The sequence below is a fragment of the Actinoplanes aureus genome, from assembly GCF_015704865.1.
Lineage (GTDB): Bacteria > Actinomycetota > Actinomycetes > Mycobacteriales > Micromonosporaceae > Actinoplanes > Actinoplanes aureus.
In genome coordinates, this window is the sequence record NZ_JADQTO010000012.1 from 83,464 (window position 1) to 98,836 (window position 15,373).

18 protein-coding genes are annotated in these 15,373 nt (G+C 71.6%); 9 read left to right on the forward strand and 9 right to left on the reverse strand.

Translation table 11 applies throughout. The features are described 5' to 3' along the window. Both I4J89_RS24920 and I4J89_RS24925 read left to right on the forward strand, forming a co-directional pair. Nucleotides 1–555, forward strand: coding sequence for a PadR family transcriptional regulator (locus I4J89_RS24920; protein ID WP_196416480.1), 555 nt, complete (start codon nt 1–3; stop codon nt 553–555). Between the two features lie 9 nt (nt 556–564). Then, nucleotides 565–1,794, forward strand: a complete 1,230-nt coding sequence (locus I4J89_RS24925) for an aminotransferase class I/II-fold pyridoxal phosphate-dependent enzyme (RefSeq protein ID WP_309238469.1) — start codon at nt 565–567, stop codon at nt 1,792–1,794. Here I4J89_RS24925 and I4J89_RS24930 read toward each other — a convergent pair. The 6 genes from I4J89_RS24930 to I4J89_RS24955 are packed head-to-tail and all read right to left on the reverse strand — an operon-like array spanning nt 1,739 to nt 5,238. After that, entirely contained in the window at nt 1,739–2,755 is a 1,017-nt protein-coding gene (locus I4J89_RS24930) for an ABC-2 membrane transporter-related protein (RefSeq protein WP_196416481.1), read from the reverse strand. The two genes, I4J89_RS24925 and I4J89_RS24930, sit on opposite strands and share 56 nt — an antisense overlap. Next, the gene (locus I4J89_RS24935) at nt 2,752–3,606 is read right to left on the reverse strand and encodes an ABC transporter ATP-binding protein (protein ID WP_196416482.1); all 855 of its coding nucleotides are present in this window, start codon (nt 3,604–3,606) and stop codon (nt 2,752–2,754) included. Before I4J89_RS24935 ends, I4J89_RS24930 begins: the two co-directional genes overlap by 4 nt. Next, nucleotides 3,603–3,992 carry a GntR family transcriptional regulator gene (locus tag I4J89_RS24940; protein WP_196416483.1) on the reverse strand — a complete coding sequence of 130 codons (390 nt, stop codon included), beginning with the start codon at nt 3,990–3,992 and terminating at the stop codon, nt 3,603–3,605. Before I4J89_RS24940 ends, I4J89_RS24935 begins: the two co-directional genes overlap by 4 nt. Before the next feature lie 56 nt (nt 3,993–4,048). After that, the gene (locus I4J89_RS24945; RefSeq protein ID WP_196416484.1) at nt 4,049–4,468 is read right to left on the reverse strand and encodes a hypothetical protein; all 420 of its coding nucleotides are present in this window, start codon (nt 4,466–4,468) and stop codon (nt 4,049–4,051) included. Between the two features lie 21 nt (nt 4,469–4,489). Continuing rightward, a complete protein-coding gene (locus I4J89_RS24950) occupies nt 4,490–4,813 on the reverse strand; it encodes an STAS domain-containing protein (RefSeq protein WP_196416485.1) in 324 nt (107 codons plus the stop codon). Next, nucleotides 4,810–5,238, reverse strand: coding sequence for an ATP-binding protein (locus tag I4J89_RS24955; RefSeq protein ID WP_196416486.1), 429 nt, complete (start codon nt 5,236–5,238; stop codon nt 4,810–4,812). The genes I4J89_RS24950 and I4J89_RS24955 overlap by 4 nt, the downstream gene beginning before the upstream one ends. 141 nt (nt 5,239–5,379) lie before the next feature. Between I4J89_RS24955 and I4J89_RS24960 the strand changes: the two genes are divergently transcribed. After that, on the forward strand, nt 5,380–7,269 hold the full coding sequence (locus tag I4J89_RS24960) for an acyl-CoA dehydrogenase family protein (protein WP_196416487.1): 1,890 nt from the start codon (nt 5,380–5,382) through the stop codon (nt 7,267–7,269). Nucleotides 7,270–7,271: 2 nt separating this feature from the next. Here I4J89_RS24960 and I4J89_RS24965 read toward each other — a convergent pair whose 3' ends face one another. Further along, entirely contained in the window at nt 7,272–7,733 is a 462-nt protein-coding gene (locus I4J89_RS24965; RefSeq protein ID WP_196416488.1) for an SRPBCC family protein, read from the reverse strand. Continuing rightward, nucleotides 7,730–8,038: an ArsR/SmtB family transcription factor gene (locus tag I4J89_RS24970; protein ID WP_309238470.1), complete on the reverse strand. Its 309-nt coding sequence runs from the start codon at nt 8,036–8,038 to the stop codon at nt 7,730–7,732. The genes I4J89_RS24965 and I4J89_RS24970 overlap by 4 nt, the downstream gene beginning before the upstream one ends. 111 nt (nt 8,039–8,149) lie before the next feature. Here I4J89_RS24970 and uppS point away from each other — a divergent pair, with 111 nt between their 5' ends. After that, on the forward strand, nt 8,150–8,917 hold the full coding sequence (uppS, locus tag I4J89_RS24975; RefSeq protein WP_196416489.1) for a polyprenyl diphosphate synthase: 768 nt from the start codon (nt 8,150–8,152) through the stop codon (nt 8,915–8,917). Between the two features lie 7 nt (nt 8,918–8,924). On the opposite strand, the gene I4J89_RS24980 is transcribed toward uppS, so the two are convergent. Continuing rightward, complete coding sequence (locus I4J89_RS24980) at nt 8,925–10,385, reverse strand: diguanylate cyclase (RefSeq protein WP_196416490.1); 1,461 nt, start codon at nt 10,383–10,385, stop codon at nt 8,925–8,927. A 122-nt stretch (nt 10,386–10,507) separates the two neighbouring features. Between I4J89_RS24980 and I4J89_RS24985 the strand changes: the two genes are divergently transcribed. The 5 genes from I4J89_RS24985 to I4J89_RS25005 all read left to right on the forward strand — a co-directional run bounded on the left by I4J89_RS24985 (nt 10,508) and on the right by I4J89_RS25005 (nt 15,344). Beyond that, nucleotides 10,508–10,756, forward strand: coding sequence for a hypothetical protein (locus I4J89_RS24985; protein WP_196416491.1), 249 nt, complete (start codon nt 10,508–10,510; stop codon nt 10,754–10,756). Between the two features lie 220 nt (nt 10,757–10,976). Continuing rightward, nucleotides 10,977–11,954 carry a S1 family peptidase gene (locus tag I4J89_RS24990; RefSeq protein WP_196416492.1) on the forward strand — a complete coding sequence of 326 codons (978 nt, stop codon included), beginning with the start codon at nt 10,977–10,979 and terminating at the stop codon, nt 11,952–11,954. 73 nt (nt 11,955–12,027) lie between these two features. Continuing rightward, complete coding sequence (locus I4J89_RS24995; RefSeq protein ID WP_196416493.1) at nt 12,028–12,447, forward strand: SHOCT domain-containing protein; 420 nt, start codon at nt 12,028–12,030, stop codon at nt 12,445–12,447. Nucleotides 12,448–12,589: 142 nt separating this feature from the next. Then, nucleotides 12,590–13,531, forward strand: a complete 942-nt coding sequence (locus tag I4J89_RS25000) for a DUF5995 family protein (protein ID WP_196416494.1) — start codon at nt 12,590–12,592, stop codon at nt 13,529–13,531. A gap of 307 nt (nt 13,532–13,838) precedes the next feature. Further along, nucleotides 13,839–15,344, forward strand: a complete 1,506-nt coding sequence (locus I4J89_RS25005; protein ID WP_309238471.1) for a multicopper oxidase family protein — start codon at nt 13,839–13,841, stop codon at nt 15,342–15,344. The last annotated feature ends 29 nt before the right edge of the window (nt 15,345–15,373 follow it).

Here is a 15,373-nt window from a genome sequence, read left to right on the forward strand (position 1 = left end):
GTGTCGCTCCGCAACGCAGTCCTCGCCGCCCTGATCAACCGCGAGGCGTCCGGCTACGAACTGGCCAAGCAGTTCCACGTGTCGGTCGCGAACTTCTGGACGGCCACGTCCCAGCAGCTGTACCGCGAGCTGGACAAGATGGAGAGCGACGGGCTGCTCGCGGCGCGGGTCGTCGCCCAGTCCAAGCGCCCGGACAAGCGGGTCTACTCGATGACCGACGCCGGACGGGCCGCCCTGCACGAGTTCACCCGCCGGCAACCACGGCCGACGACCGTACGCGATGAGCTCCTGGTCCAGATCGAAGCCCTCGCGCACGCCGACGTGCCCTGCGTCCGCGCCTCGATCGAGGCCCAGATCGAGTCCAGTACCCGGCGCCTCGCGGCCTACGAGCAACGGCTCAAGGAGATCCTCGGTGACCGCAGCGACGAGGAGTTCCTGGCCACCGGCCACCGCATCGGCCCCTACCTGACGTTGCAGCGCGGGCTCAGCTTCGAACGGGAGAACATCGCCTGGGGACGGCTGGCACTCGGCGTCCTGGAGCGCCGCTACGGTTAAGGTCTCAGCGTGAGGATCTCCAGCCGCGCGCAGGCCATCGCACCGTTCCAGGCGATGGAGGTCGCCAAGCATGCCGCGATGCTGGAGGCGAGTGGTCACCACATCGTCAGGCTGAACGTCGACGAGCCCGGCTTCGGCGCTCCGCCGGTGGTGCGGGCGGCGATGTGCGAGGCGATGGACGGGCGGCCGATGCCGTCCACGGCGGCTCTCGGCCGGCCCGCGCTGCGCCAGGCGATCGCCGGCTTCTACCGCGACGAGCACGGCATCGAGGTCGACCCGGCCCGCGTGGTGGTGACCGCGGGCGCCTCGGCCGCCCTGGTGCTGGCCGCCGCCGTCCTGGTCGAGCCGGGTGACGAGGTGATCATCGCCGACCCGTCGCACCCCGGCGACCGGCAGATCATCGAGAGCTTCGGCGGGATCGTCCGGCTGGTGCCGACCACGCCGGAGACCCGCTTCCAGCTGGACACCGACTCGGTGCGGACGCACTGGACGAAGCAGACCCGCGGGGTCATGGTCGCCACCCCGTCCAACCCCACCGGCACCTCGATCCCGACCGGCGAGCTCGCGGCGATCTGCCGCCTGGCCCGGGTGCACGGCGCCTGGAGCATCGTCGACGAGGTCTACCTGGAGATGAGCGACCGCGACGCGGACGGCCGGGTGCCGCGCACCGCGCTGGCCCTCGACCCGGACGTCGTGGTCATCAACAGCTTCTCCAAGTATTTCGGGCTGACCGGCTGGCGGCTCGGCTGGTGCGTGCTCCCGGAGGAGCTGGTACCGGTCGTCGAGCGGCTGGCGCAGAACTACTACGTCTGCGCCTCGGCCCCGGCACAGGAGGCCGCGCTGGCCTGTTTCACCCCCGAGGCGCTCCAGGTGTGCGAGGACCGCCGGGTCGAGTACGCCGCCCGCCGGGCGCTGGTCCTCGACGGACTGGCCCGGATCGGGCTGCCGGTGCCGGTCCCGCCGGACGGCGCGTTCTACTGCTACTTCGACGTCAGCGGGACCGGGCTCACCTCGTGGCAGTTCTGCGAGCGGGCGCTGCGGGAGGCGCACGTCGCGCTCACCCCGGGACGGGACTTCGGTACGCACAGCGGGGAGACCCACGTCCGCCTCTCCTACACGGCACCCCAGTCGGATCTGCGCGAGGGCCTCACCCGCCTGCTCAAGTTCGTCGCCGGCCTGCCGGTCAGGTCAACCGTCGCCGGATCCACCACAGGGAGAACCACGACAGGCCGAGCGTGAGCGCGATCAGCACGCCGAACTCGCGCCACTGCAACGCCCAGAACCGCGAACCGGGCACGTAGGTCAGCTCCTGGCTCAGATTCTGCGCTTTCAGCCAGCCCGGGCAGGTCTCCCGGTCGCGGGGCGCCTCCGGGCCGCACTGGGTGGTGTCCGCCGGCCCGGTGAACTCGGCCCCGGTCGAGGTCACCGTGGTGTTCGACAGGACCCAGGCGCCCCGCAGGTCGGGTTCGACGTGGACCCGTATCTCCTTGGTGTCCATGCTCATCGAGATCCCGAGCTGGCCGTCCACGTCCAGCGGGACGGTCGTGGTGGCCGGGTCGGCCAGCCACGGGCGTACCACGAGCGGCCCGGCGAGCTGGAGACCGGCGACCACCAGCAGGGTCACCACCATCGCGGTGAGCGTGCGCCGCAGCAGCAGCCCGGCGGTGACACCCGCCACGAAGGCCAGCGCCGCGTAACCGACCGGCACGATCCCCCGGGCGCCGAAGACCAGCGGGTTGAGCCGGTCCGCCGACGCCGCGTCGATCGGTTGTGCCCACCGGGTCAGCATCAGGCTGAGCAGACCGGCGCCGAGCGCGGCGGCCGCCCCGCCGATCAGCAGCTTGACCAGGAGCCAGCGGCCCCGGCCGACGGACTGGCTGAAGACCATCCGGTACGTCCCGGTCTCCAGCTCCCGGGCGACCAGTGGCGCGCCCCAGAAGATGCCCAGCAGGACCGGCAGCAGGATCAGGGTCACGATGGCGGCGAGGTGCAGCTCGTACGCCATCCGCGGGCGCAGCGAGTCGAGGAACGTCTCGGCGGCGCCGGCGCAGGCGTCGCCCTGGCAGCCGGTGAACCCGGCCTGCGCGGCCAGGTCCGTCACCTGTGCCCAGGTCAGCGCCAGGCCGGCCAGCAGCACCAGCAGCAGGGCGCCGGTGACCAGGGCCGGATTGCGGAACTGCCGCCACGTCATCCAGATCATCGCTGTCCCCCCGGGCCGCTCATGTAGGCGAGCACGATGTCCTCCAGGCCGAGCCGGTCCACCTGCCAGGCCGGGTCGTCGATCGGTGCGGTGCTGCGCACGATCAGCGTCGACTGCACGTCGGTGTGGCTCTGCTCCACCACGTGCCGCCCGCTGCCCACCTCGGCCGGTTCCCGGCGCGGCCCGACCAGCCGGTGGTGGCCGGCCAGCAGGTCGTCGACGTCGCCGGCCACCCGGACCCGGGAGCCGACCAGCAGCACCAGGTGGTCGCAGACCCGTTCCAGGTCGGCGACCAGGTGTGAGGACATGATGATGCTCATGCCCTGCTCGACGGTCAGTTCCATCAGGCCCTGCAGGAAGTTGCGCCGGGCCAGCGGGTCGAGGGCGGCCACCGGCTCGTCGAGCAGCAGCAGGTCCGGCCGTTTGGCGGCGGCGACGGTCAGGGCCAGCTGGGCGCGCTGGCCGCCGGAGAGCTTGCCGGCCTTCTGCGCGGGATCCAGGCCGACCTGGGCGATGCGGCGATCGGCCAGCCCGGCGTCCCAGGACGGGTTGAGGTGCGCGCCCATCCGCAGGTGCTCGGCGACGGTCAGGCCCGCGTAGACCGGGGTGTCCTGGGCGACGAAACCGACCCGTGGCGAACCGCTGACCGGCCGCTCGCCGAGCGCCTCGATCCGCCCCGTGGTCGGATCGAGGAGCCCGCAGGCGAGCTGGAGCAGGGTGGACTTGCCGGCGCCGTTCGGACCGACCAGGCCGACGACGTGGCCGGCCGGGATGTCCAGAGTGCAGTCGGACAGGGCGGTACGCCGGCCGTACCTTTTGGTCAGACCGTCCGCGATCAGCGCGCTAGTCATGCCCGGGCCTCCGAAAAGGCGCGAAACGTGCTGAGGAACAGCGCCTCGATGCTCTCGTCGTCCAGGCCGGCCTCGCGGGCCCCGGACAGCCAGCGGTCCAGCTCGCGCCGCAGCGGCTCGTGCTTGCTCAGCGAGTCACCGCCGAGCGTGCGGGTGACGAAGGTGCCCAGCCCCGGCCGGGCCGTGACCAGGCCCTCGTACTCCAGTTCGCGGTACGCCTTCGACACCGTGTTCGGATTGATCGCGACCCGGGCCACCACCTCCTTGACGGTCGGCAGCTTGTCGCCCTCGTGCAGGACGCCCAGCCGGAGTGCGTGCCGTACCTGCTGGATGAGCTGCATGTACGGCGCGACCCCGGACCGGGAGTCCAGATGAAACTCGATCACCTCGCCACCCCATTCCACTAGTTGCCTAGTACAATAGGGCTGCGAGGCCGATTCCGCTACCGGGCCCGTTCGTCCCAATGACGTAGCTCGGCGTCGATCTCCCGTTGGCTCGCCGCCTGGTCACGCTCGTCCGCGGCCCGTTCCCGCAGGTCGGCCAGCCGATCACGCTCATCGGCGTACCGGCCGCGCCGTGCGGCCTCCACCTCGCGCTCGTCGGCCCAGTGCTCGCGTTCGCCGACCGCGTGTTCACGCTGGTCGAGCCGGTGGTCGCGCGCGTCAGCGGCGTCGGTTCGTCGCCGGAGAAGTTCTTCGCGGGAGGTGAGCCGCGACATCTGGGCCTCGAGGTCGATGTCGCGCTGGTCGGCCGCGGCGTCGCGGGCGGCGGCGATCGCTTCGTTGTCAACGGCCGTCTTCTCGCGGTCCGTCACGCGTCGCTCCCGGTCGATGAGAGTGGCCGGTTTTTCGTCACGCTCCACGAGGCGAGCCTAAACCCGCGGTCACGGCCGCGGGCCGGACCGAGCCGTGAGCACCTCCAGTACGCCGGTGATCTGGAGGGTGCGGCGGGTGATCCCGCACGGGTTGGTGACCTGAAACGTGGTGCCGTGCTGGTGCGCCTGCCGCCGGGCCCGGATCAGCGCGTGCACCCCGGTGGAGTCGCAGAACTCCAGGTTCGTGACATCGATGACCAGCCCTCCCGGGCCGGCCTCGGTCAGCGTACGGGTGACGTGCTGATCGAGCAGGCCCGCCGTGGCGACGTCCAGGTCGCCGGCGAGGGTGAGGGTGGTCGGCCCGTTGCGGGCGGTGTGCCTGACGATGTTCATGCCGGCTCCGGCGATCGTGCGCTCACGGCGTCCGCGTCTCCGCCGCTCGGACAGGGTGGCAGCTGTGCCCGGACGCGCTTGCCACCGTGGTGGGCCTGCACGTACCAGCGCACGGTCAGGGATTCGATCAGCACCAGCCCGAGACCGCCGGTCTCGTCCGGTTCCCGGGGGCGGGGAAGTGCCGGGGAACCGTCCGAGACCGAGACGACCACGTCGCGGTCGTGGGCCTCCAGATCCAGCGCGATGCTGCCGCCACCGTGCCGGATCGCGTTGGTGACCAGCTCACTGACCACCGCGGACACGTCGGCGGACCAGTCCGGCTCGTGCAGGCCCCAGCTCAGCAGCAGCGCGGTGACCGCACGCCGGGCCCAGCCCGGCGCCTGGAGGTCGCGGGGCAGGTCGAAATGGGCGGTCAGCGTACTCATCCGGTCCGCAGGTTACGGCTTTCGGCCGGCCCCGAGTAGCACACCGTGTGCGTCACGGAAAGGTAGTGGACACGTACGGCTACCGCAGGGTAACCAACCTCGGTAGCCTGGCTCCTACCGACGGGTCAAGGGAGTTGAGCCATGACCGCTGACGTCTCCGAGAAGCAGGCGCGCCAGACCGCCGAGGCCGCCCGCGAGTCCGAGTGGCGCAAGCCCAGTTTCGGCAAGGAGCTGTTCCTGGGCCGCTTCCGGCTCGATCTGATCGATCCGCCACCGGAGTCCGGCCCTACGCCGGACGCCGACGAGTACCTCGCCAAGCTGGACGCCTACCTGCGCAACGAGGTCGACGGCGCGCTGATCGAGCGGGAGGCCCGCATCCCGGACGAGGTCTTCCACGGCCTGGCGAAACTCGGCGCCTTCGGCATGAAGATCGACAAGGACTACGGCGGGCTCGGCCTGTCCAACCTGCACTACTGCAAGGCGCTGACCCTGATCGGCTCGGTGAACGCGGCCACCGCCGCCCTGCTCTCGGCGCACCAGTCGATCGGCGTGCCGCAACCGCTGAAACTCTTCGGCACCCCGGAGCAGAAGAAGGCTTTCCTGCCGCGGGTCGCGAAGGGCGAGGTGTCCGCGTTCCTGCTCACCGAGCCGGACGTCGGCTCGGACCCGGCCCGGCTCGGCACCACCGCCGAACCGGTCGAGGGCGGCTTCCGGCTCAACGGGGTGAAGCTGTGGGCCACCAACGGCACCGTCGCCACCCTGCTCGTCGTGATGGCCCGGGTGCCGGACCGGGGGATCACCGCGTTCGTGGTCGAGGGTGACTCCGAGGGGATCACGGTGGAGCGGCGCAACGCGTTCCTCGGCCTGCGCGGCCTGGAGAACAGCGTGACCCGCTTCCACGACGTCTTCGTGCCCGAGGAGAACGTCATTGGCGGCCTCGGCAAGGGCCTGCGGATCGCGCTGACCACGCTGAACACCGGCCGGCTGTCGCTGCCCGCGATGTGCGTCGGCGCCGGGAAACGGTCCCTGGCCATCGCCCGGGAGTGGGCGGGGGAGCGGGTGCAGTGGGGCCGGCCGGTCGGCGAGCACGAGGCGGTCGCCAAGAAGATCGCCTTCATCGCCGCCACCACGTACGCGATGGAGTCCACCCTCGACCTGTGCTGCCGGATCGCCGACGACCACCGCAACGACATCCGGATCGAGGCCGCGCTGATCAAGCTGTTCGCCAGCGAGATGGCCTACCAGGTCGCCGACGAGCTGATCCAGATCCGCGGCGGGCGCGGCTACGAGACCAGCGACTCGCTGACCGCGCGCGGCGAGCGGCCGGCCGAGGCCGAGCAGATCCTGCGCGACCTGCGGATCAACCGGATCTTCGAGGGTTCGACCGAGATCATGCACCTGCTGATCGCCCGGGAGGCGGTCGACGCGCACCTGTCGGTGGCGGGCGACATCATCGACCCCGAGGTCGGCCTGGGCGGCAAGGCCCGCGCCGGGGCGCGGGCCGGAGCCTTCTACGCACGCTGGCTGCCGACGCTCGCGGTGGGCAAGGGCCAGAACCCGTCGGGGTACGGCGAATTCGCCCTCCTCGCCACCCACCTGAGGTACGTCGAACGCGCCTCCCGCAAGCTGGCCCGGTCGACGTTCTACGCGATGTCCCGCTGGCAGGGCAAGCTCGAACGCAAGCAGGGTTTCCTGGGCCGGATCGTCGACATCGGAGCCGAGTTGTTCGCGATGTCCGCGGTGTGCGTACGCGCCAATGCCGAGCGTGCCCACCGCCCCGAGGGAGTGCAGCTGGCCGACCTGTTCTGCCGGCAGGCGCGCTTGCGCGCCGACGCGTTGTTCGCCGCGCTCTGGGACAACACCGACACCCTGGACGTGAAGGCGGCCAAGCGGGTGCTCGCCGGCAACTACGCCTTTCTGGAGGAGGGCGTGATCGCCCCGCCCGGCGACGCGGCGTGGGTGGCGGCGTGGCAGCCCGGACCGGCCACCGTGGCGGACGTGCGCCGCCGCATCCCGCCACCACCCGCCTAGGCTCAGCCGAACAGGGCGGCGAACCGCTTCAGGTACAGCGGCCAGCCCTGGTCGGTGCCGACGCCGTCGCGCACGGACTCCCAGCCGGGGCCGTGCCGGTCGAGGTTGCGGTGTTCCAGCTCGACCCGGGTCCGGCCGGGGCCGTCGGCGACGAAGCGGACCTCGACCTCGCTGGCGCTGGCCGGGTCGGTCTCCAGCTGCCAGGTGGGGCCGATGTCCCAGCTGAACACGACCCGGTGCGGCGGCTCGTACGCCAGGATCCGCGCCCACCGGCACTCGCTGCCGTCCTCGGCCCGGTCGTAGATGTGCCCGCCGACCCGCGGCTCGAACACGGTCTCGGCGATCGGCGCGCCGAGCAGGTTGTGCTCGCGCGGCTTGAAGTCGCCGAACCGCTCGGTGAACACGGTGAACGCCTTCTCCACCGGCGCCTCGACGACGATCTGCCGCTGTACCACCTCAGTCATGTCTTCTCCTCGTTCTCGACGGCCGATTGATAGCCCTCCAGCGCGCGCGACCAGAAGGTGTCCAGCTGGTCGCGCAGGGCGGAGAGGCCGGCCGGGTTGAGCCGGTAGACGCGCCGGGTGCCGGTCGCCTGGTCGCTGACGAGCCCGGCCTCCTTCAGGACCTTCAGGTGCTGTGACACCGCGGGGCGGCTGATCGGCAGCACCTCGGCGAGCTCGCCGACCGCGCGGGGCCGCTCGGCCAGACACTCGACGATGGCGCGCCGGGTCGGGTCGCCCAGGGCGTCCCAAGCTTGGTAAGTGCCCACGAACGGTAAGCTATGACTTACCGACGACCTCCGTCAAGGACCTGTGCGGGTGTTGTGGAGGTTTCGTGCGGAGCGGACCGGAGCGCCGCCGGCCCTGGTGAGATCCCGGGCATGGGTTTGAACGGGGTCCTCTACTCCCTCTACACGCGGCGTCTGCGCACCCAGCTCACCGGCGCTAACCTGCCCCGGCACGTCGCCATGGTGATCGACGGCAACCGCCGGTGGGCGCGGCAGATGGGCTTCGACGATCCGCGGGTCGGCCACCGGTACGGTGCGGAGCACCTGCACGAGGTGCTCGGCTGGTGCGCCGAGTACGGCATCCGGCACGTCACGGTCTTCCTCGCCTCGGTGGACAACGTGCGCAAGCGGGACTCCGACGAGGTCGGCAACCTGATGCGGATGATCGAGGACGTGGTCGCCGAACGCCTGCGGCAACCCGGGAGCCGGTGGCGGGTGCACCTGGCCGGCCGGCTCGACATGCTGCCGCAGTCCACCCGGCACGCGCTGAAACTCGCCGAGGAGGAGACCAGCGGCGAGTTCCACCTGACCATCGCCATCGGCTACGACGGCCGCGACGAGATCGTCAACGCCATCCGGTCGCTGCTGGAGGAGGAGGGCCGGGCCGGCCACGGCGTCGACGACATCGCACAGCGGCTGACCGCCGACCGGCTCGCCGCGCACCTGTACACCCGCGGGCAACCCGACCCGGACCTGGTCATCCGGACCAGCGGCGAACGCCGCATGTCCGGCTTCCTGCTGTGGCAGGCCGCCTACTCCGAGCTGCACTTCTGCGACGTCTACTGGCCCGGCTTCCGCAAGGTCGACTTCCTGCGGGCGCTGCGCTCCTACGCCGCCCGCCACCGCCGCTACGGCGCCTGACGGACCGCTATCCGACCAGCTGGCCGGCCCAATGGCAGCGGACCACGCCCTTGCCCGCGTCCTTTGCCTGGTAGAGCGCGAGATCGGCCTGTTTCACCAGGGGCGCCGGGTCCGGTGCCGGGCCGGTCATGACGCTCGCGCCGATGCTCGCCCGCGCGACCACCGCGCCGCCGTCGATCGGGATCGGCTCGGCCAGCCGCCGCATGATCCGTTCGCCGATCTCCTCGGCCTGGGAAGCACGTTCCAGGCCGGGCAGCAGGATCACGAACTCGTCGCCGCCGAGGCGGGCCACGGTGTCGCCGTCGCGTACGGACGAGCGCAGATGCCCGGCGACACCGGCCAGCAGGGCGTCGCCGGCCGCGTGCCCCAGGGTGTCGTTGATCGCCTTGAAGCCGTCCAGGTCGATGAGCATCACGCCGGTCAGCGCCTGCGGGCATGCCGTGCCGAGCACGGCGGCGGCGCGCTGCTGGAACGCCGCCCGGTTGACCAGGCCGGTGAGCACGTCGTGCGTGGCCTGATACTCCAGTTTCCGGGTGAGCAGCTGGTTGGTGCGCAGGCTGAGGAACTGCCGGACCAGGACCAGCGCCGCGGTGGCCAGCAGCAGCCAGAACAGCGCCGGTGCGACGTTGCCGTTGCTCGTGTAGCTCCACGCCGACGCCGCGAAGGCCAGGCCGACCGGCACGTACGGCAGCAGCGCCCACCGGCCCTCGGCGTGATTCTCCTCGCTGAACGTCTGTGGCGGCAGCGGCGCGTGGCTGGCCAGCGCGGCCAGCAGGCCGGCGACGAGGTATCCGGCGCCGACGCCGGTGGCGTACCACGGCAGGCCCGCGCCGTCGTTGTGCACGGCGAGCAGCATCGTGGCGGCGAACGTCATCAGCGACAGCGCGAGCAGGCTCAGCGCCTGGTCACCCGAGTGGGACAGGCTGCGGGAGAGCAGCACGAGGGCGTACGCCGCTCCGATGAGTTCCGGCAGCAGCACCAGGGTGATCAGGGGTCCCGCCTCGGCAGGCAGGGACGCGTACGCCGGCGCGAGCACGAACTCCCAGGCGAGGAAGAACAGCGCCCCGGTCACGGTGGCCACGTCGATGAGGCGGCGCAGCGAGTTCTCCCGGCCGAGCCGTTCGGCGCTGCCGAGCAGCATCAACGCGGCCGGCGCGCACAGTGCCGCACCGACGGCGAGCCACTCGTCCACGAGTGTCTCGCTGACCAGGAAGACGTCGGCGGTGTCGACGAGACTGGACAGCACCCACAACCCGGCCGCGGCGGCGGCCAGGCCCCAGGCGATCCGCCGCCGGCCCCGGGTCTGCCGGGTCTGCCGGACGTGCCCCACCGTTGTGACGAGCGCGATCAGTGCCAGGACCAGGTTGTCCAGCACCACCCCGGTGCGCGCGCCGAGCAGCGGCAGCAGGAGTTGCAGCAGCACGCCGGCGACGATCACCGCCGCCAGGCGTACCCGGAACCCCCGCATCACCACACGATTCAAGGTCGGACATATCCCGGTGGACCTGAGCGAGTGTGACGCTGGTCCGGTCCGGTGGCGGCACCGCCGAACGCCTGAACCGGCGGCCAACCTCTGACACCCTGGAGATCGTGGCTGCCACCCGACCGGCACCGACCCGCGCGGACCTCGACGCCTGGTTCACCGCGCTGATCGTCGGCGTCCGGACCAGCGACGAAGCCGACAAATGGGCCTCGCAGTGGTTCGACACCGCCGTCGACGACGACGTGGTCCGCTGGGCCCTCGGCCTGCTGCACGACCTGGACCGGCACGACGACGACCAGGTCCGCCGCTGGCGCGCCGAATACCGCACCCGCTGCGGCATGCCGGAAACCCCCTGACGCGGGTCAAGGTCCGCATTCGGCTTCCGCCATTTCGGGGTACGCGCTCCGATCCGTCCCCGCTCTCCCGCGCGATCCCACCGCCCGCTCCGGGCCCCAGCGCGACCGCCGGGACCAGGCAGGTGGGCGCGCTGCAACCCGGGCGCCGCGTGGATCGTCAGGGAGGTGTGGAGAGATCCGAGGTGGGTGGGTTGCCCCGGTCGCGTAGGCTGCACACCCGTTGAGAAAGCTATGCAGGATCGTCGTCGCTCTGGTCGCCGCGTTCCCGGTTGGCGCGGTCGTGGCCCCGGCGAGCGCTCAGGCCATCGCACACGGTGAGGGCGTCCCCGACGGGCGGTACACGTTCGCCGTGAAGATCACCGAACTCGGCATTCCCACCCCCGGCGGCGGCACCCGGGACAGCTCCTGTTCCGGCGGCCTGATCGCACCGAACTGGGTGCTCACCGCCGCACACTGCTTCCGCGACATCCGGGGCAAGCGGGTGTCGCGTACGGTCGCCGAGCAGACGATCGCCACGGTCGGCCGGGCCGACCTGTCCGGCAAGGCCGGTTTCACGGCCGACGTCGTCGAGGTGCGCCAGCACGGCAAGGCCGACGTCGCGCTGGCCCGGCTGGACCGGGCGGTCACCGGCATCACCCCGCTGCGGCTCAATCGCCGGAAACCGGCCACCGGCCAGCGCGCCCGCCTGGTCGGGTACGGCTTCACCGACCCGGACGCGAACCGGACACCGAAACGGCTGCGCACCGGACGGTTCGAGGTCACCTCGGTCGCGGCCACCGAGATGGGCCTGTCCGGGATCGCGCCGCGCCGCGACACCAGCCCGTGCGAGCGGGACTCCGGCGGCCCGTACTTCACCGAGGCGAAGAACGGCACGGCGGTCGTGATCGGCGTGGTCAGCCGCGGCCCGGACTGCCCGCACACCGGCCCGGACATCGCCACCCGGGTCGACGCGCTGGCGCCGTGGATCCTGTCGGTCGTCGGTGACGATCTGGCGCCACCGTCATCGCCGGCCGCAGCCGACCCGCCGTCGCGCACTCCGGGCGCCGGACCGTCCACGGCGGCGGCCGCACCGCCGCAACCGGCCGGCTGGACGCTGCCACCCGCGACGCTGGCCATCATCCCGGTGGCCGTGGGTGCGGTCGTGCTGCTGCTCGCCCGGCGCGGCCGCCGCTACCGGGGCCACCGCAGGCAGGGCTGACCCCGTCCGCCGGCGGTCGAATTAATCCGTCAGGGATGAGGCCGGGCCGGCGCGTGGGCGCTGCACTGATGGCATGTTCGACGACAACGGTTCCTACTTCCTGGCCCTGCTGCAGTTCTTCATCTTCGTGGCATGGCTCGTCTGCCTCTTCTGGATCTTCGGCGACCTGTTCCGCAGCCGGGACCTCGGCGGGCTCGCCAAGACACTGTGGACCCTGTTCATCATCTTCCTACCGACCCTCGGCGCCCTGGTCTACCTGATCGCCCGGGGTGGCGGCATGTCCGAGCGCGCCGCCGCCGCGCACAGCCAGTTGCAGCAGCAACAGGAGGCCTACATCCGCTCGGTGGCCGGATCGGGAGCGGCGGCGGGCCCGCGCAGCGCCACCGACGAGATCGCCCGGGCGAAGGAACTGCTGGACTCCGGCACCATCAGCGCCGCCGAGTTCGAGCACCTGAAGGCCAAAGCCCTCGGAACGGCACCCGTCGCCGGGTGAACTGAGCACCGGACGACCAGCCCCGCGATCGCGTCCAAAACGGTCAATGTCATGGATCCGACTCTCCGGACGCGAATTTCTGACGCACCCTGCCCCGGCTGACACCCACGATGAGGTGTTCGCCGGGGGAGGGGTGGTCGTGGTGGGTTTCGAACGAGCGCGGGTGGAGTCGAGCGCGGAGCGGCTCCGGGACGGCCGCCGGCGGCTCAACGGCCGCGGCACGGTGGTGCGCGGCTGGGAGCCGGCGCATCTCGAGATGGCCGAGGCGTTGCGGGAGCCGCCGGAGGACATCGCCGGCGTGATCGCCCGTCTCAAGGTGTTGCAGCAGATCCTCGACACCCTGCCGCCGAGCCCGGGCAACAACCGGGTCGCCGCGTTCAACTCGCTGTACCTGACGATCACCGAGCAGGTCGCCGACCACCTGCGCGGCCCGGACGTCACCGACGCCCGCTGGCTCGAGGTGCTCGACGTCGAGTTCGCCCGGCTGTACTTCACCGCGCTGGCGTCCTGGGCCCGGCCGGACGGGGACACCCCGGACGCCTGGGAGGTGCTGTTCTGCCGCGCCCACGACGGCGAGGTGACCGCCCTCGAGGCCGCGGTGCTCGGCGTCAACGCGCACATCAACCACGACCTGGCCCTCGCCCTGGTCGCCACCTGGCGCCGGCTCGGCTATCCCGGCGACGGCCCGCAGCACCCGGACTATCTGGTCGTGAACAAGATCTTCTACAAGCACATCCCGCCGCTGCGCCGCCGGTTCGCCACCGCCTGGCAGATGCAGATCGACCGCTGCGTGGGCGACCTCGACGACTGGACCCAGCGGGTGCTGGTGCGCACCACCCGCGCGATGGCCTGGGAGCAGGCCGAACGGCTCTGGGAGCTGCAGGACGACAAGGACGACCTGGCCCGCGCCCACACGGTGATGGACCGCGTGGCGGCGATCGCGGGCGAGACCCTGCTGACCGGCGTGGGCATCGTCCGGGTGCTCTGGCTGACCGCGACCGCCGCGGTCACGAGGACCTGGCGGCGCGTGCGCCGCCGCACCAAAGCCCTGAGCCCGGCCGGCGCCGAGAGCGCCTCGTCGTAAGTCCCGGACCGGCCGGTCCACCCCGGGCGCCGTCACCGGACGGAGCGGTCCGCACCGGATCGCGGGAGCGGGCAGCCGGGCCCGGCGGTCGCGCTGAGGCCGCAAGCGGATGCTTGCTCGCGCGGTAGTCCGGGGACCCGTGGACTTCGGTTGACGGCCGTTGTCCCGTACCTCAATGGTTTCCCTGATCTGGTTCTCCGGGCACCGCCCGGACCTTTCCCCGGCTTGCGCTCGTGGCTCTGGAAACGTGCCTGGCAGGCGGGCAGCCTCGGGTTGTCCCGTTGTCGATCGCCGGAGGCGGTACGTCGTGCGCAAGTGGTTGTTCCGCGGTCTGCTGCTTCTGATCGTGCTGGGCGTGGTCGGCGCCGGCGTGGGTGTCTGGGTGCTCACCCGGCCGCCGATCGACACGGTCGGCGAGGTGAGCTTCGACCGGGCGCTCGCCGTGCCGCCGCTCGCACCATCCACCGTGGACAAAGACGGCCGGCGGGTGTTCGAGCTGCGCGCCCAGGCCGGCCAGACCGACCTCGGGCGGGGTGAGCCGAGCGCGACCTGGGGCTACAACGGTGCGCACCTCGGGCCGACGCTGCGGGCGAAGCGCGGTGAGCAGGTCGTCGTCAACATCACCAACCAGCTCGGCGAGGACACCACGGTGCACTGGCACGGCATGCACCTGCCGGCCCGGATGGACGGCGGCCCCGACCGGCCGATCCGGCCGGGCGAGACGTTCGCACCGCGGTGGCGGGTGGACCAGCCGGCCGCGACCCTCTGGTACCACCCGCACCCGCACGAGCGGACCGAGACCCAGGTGTACCGCGGGCTGGCCGGGATGTTCCTGATCGACGACCCGGACACCGACGTGGCCACGCTGCCGCACGAGTACGGGGTCGACGACATCCCGGTGATGGTGCAGGACAAGGCGTTCGACGACGACGGGCAGCTCACCGAATCCGGCCGGTTCGGCAGCGAGATCGGCATCCTCGGCGACTCCGTGCTGGTCAACGGCGTGCCGGGGCCGTACCTGGACGTCACCACCACGCTGGTCCGGCTGCGGCTGCTGAACGCGTCGACCGCCCGGATCTTCAACTTCTCGCTCTCCGACGGGCGGCCCTTCACGCTGATCGGCTCCGACGGCGGCCTGCTCGACCGGCCGCACCAGGTGGAGCGGCTGATGCTGTCGACCGGCGAGCGGGCCGAGGTGCTGGTCGCGATGCGCCCCGGCGAGCGGGTGGTGCTGCGCAGCGGGCCACCGGCCCCGGAGGGTGACTTCGCGACGCGCCGCTTCCAGGGTGGTGGCGACCGGTTCGACGTACTGGAGTTGCGGGCCGCCGCGACGTTGAAACCCAGCCCGGCGGTGCCGTCCACGCTGGTGGCGGTTCCGCGTCTCGACCCGGCGTCGGCCGCCGAGACCCGTGAGATGCGATTCAGCACCCGCGACATCAACGGCCGCAAGATGGAACACGGCCGGGTCGACGCGGTGGTCACCCGGGACAGCACCGAGGTGTGGACGGTCCGAAACGGGCACGGTACGCCGCACAGCTTCCACATCCACGACGTGCAGTTCCAGGTGCTGGCCCGGACCGACGGCGGGCCGGTGCCGCCGCTGCTGAGCGGCTGGAAGGACACCGTCTACCTGCCGCCGCACGAGGGCTATCGAGTGATCATGCGGTTCACCGACTTCGCGGACCCGGCCACGCCGTACATGTTCCACTGCCACGTGCTGCGCCACGAGGACGAGGGCATGATGGGCCAGTTCGTGGTGGTCGAACCGGGCGGCGCGCCGCAGCTCACCACCCACCACGAACACGGCGGCTAGCCGGCGCTGTTGCATCGGCGGCCGACAAT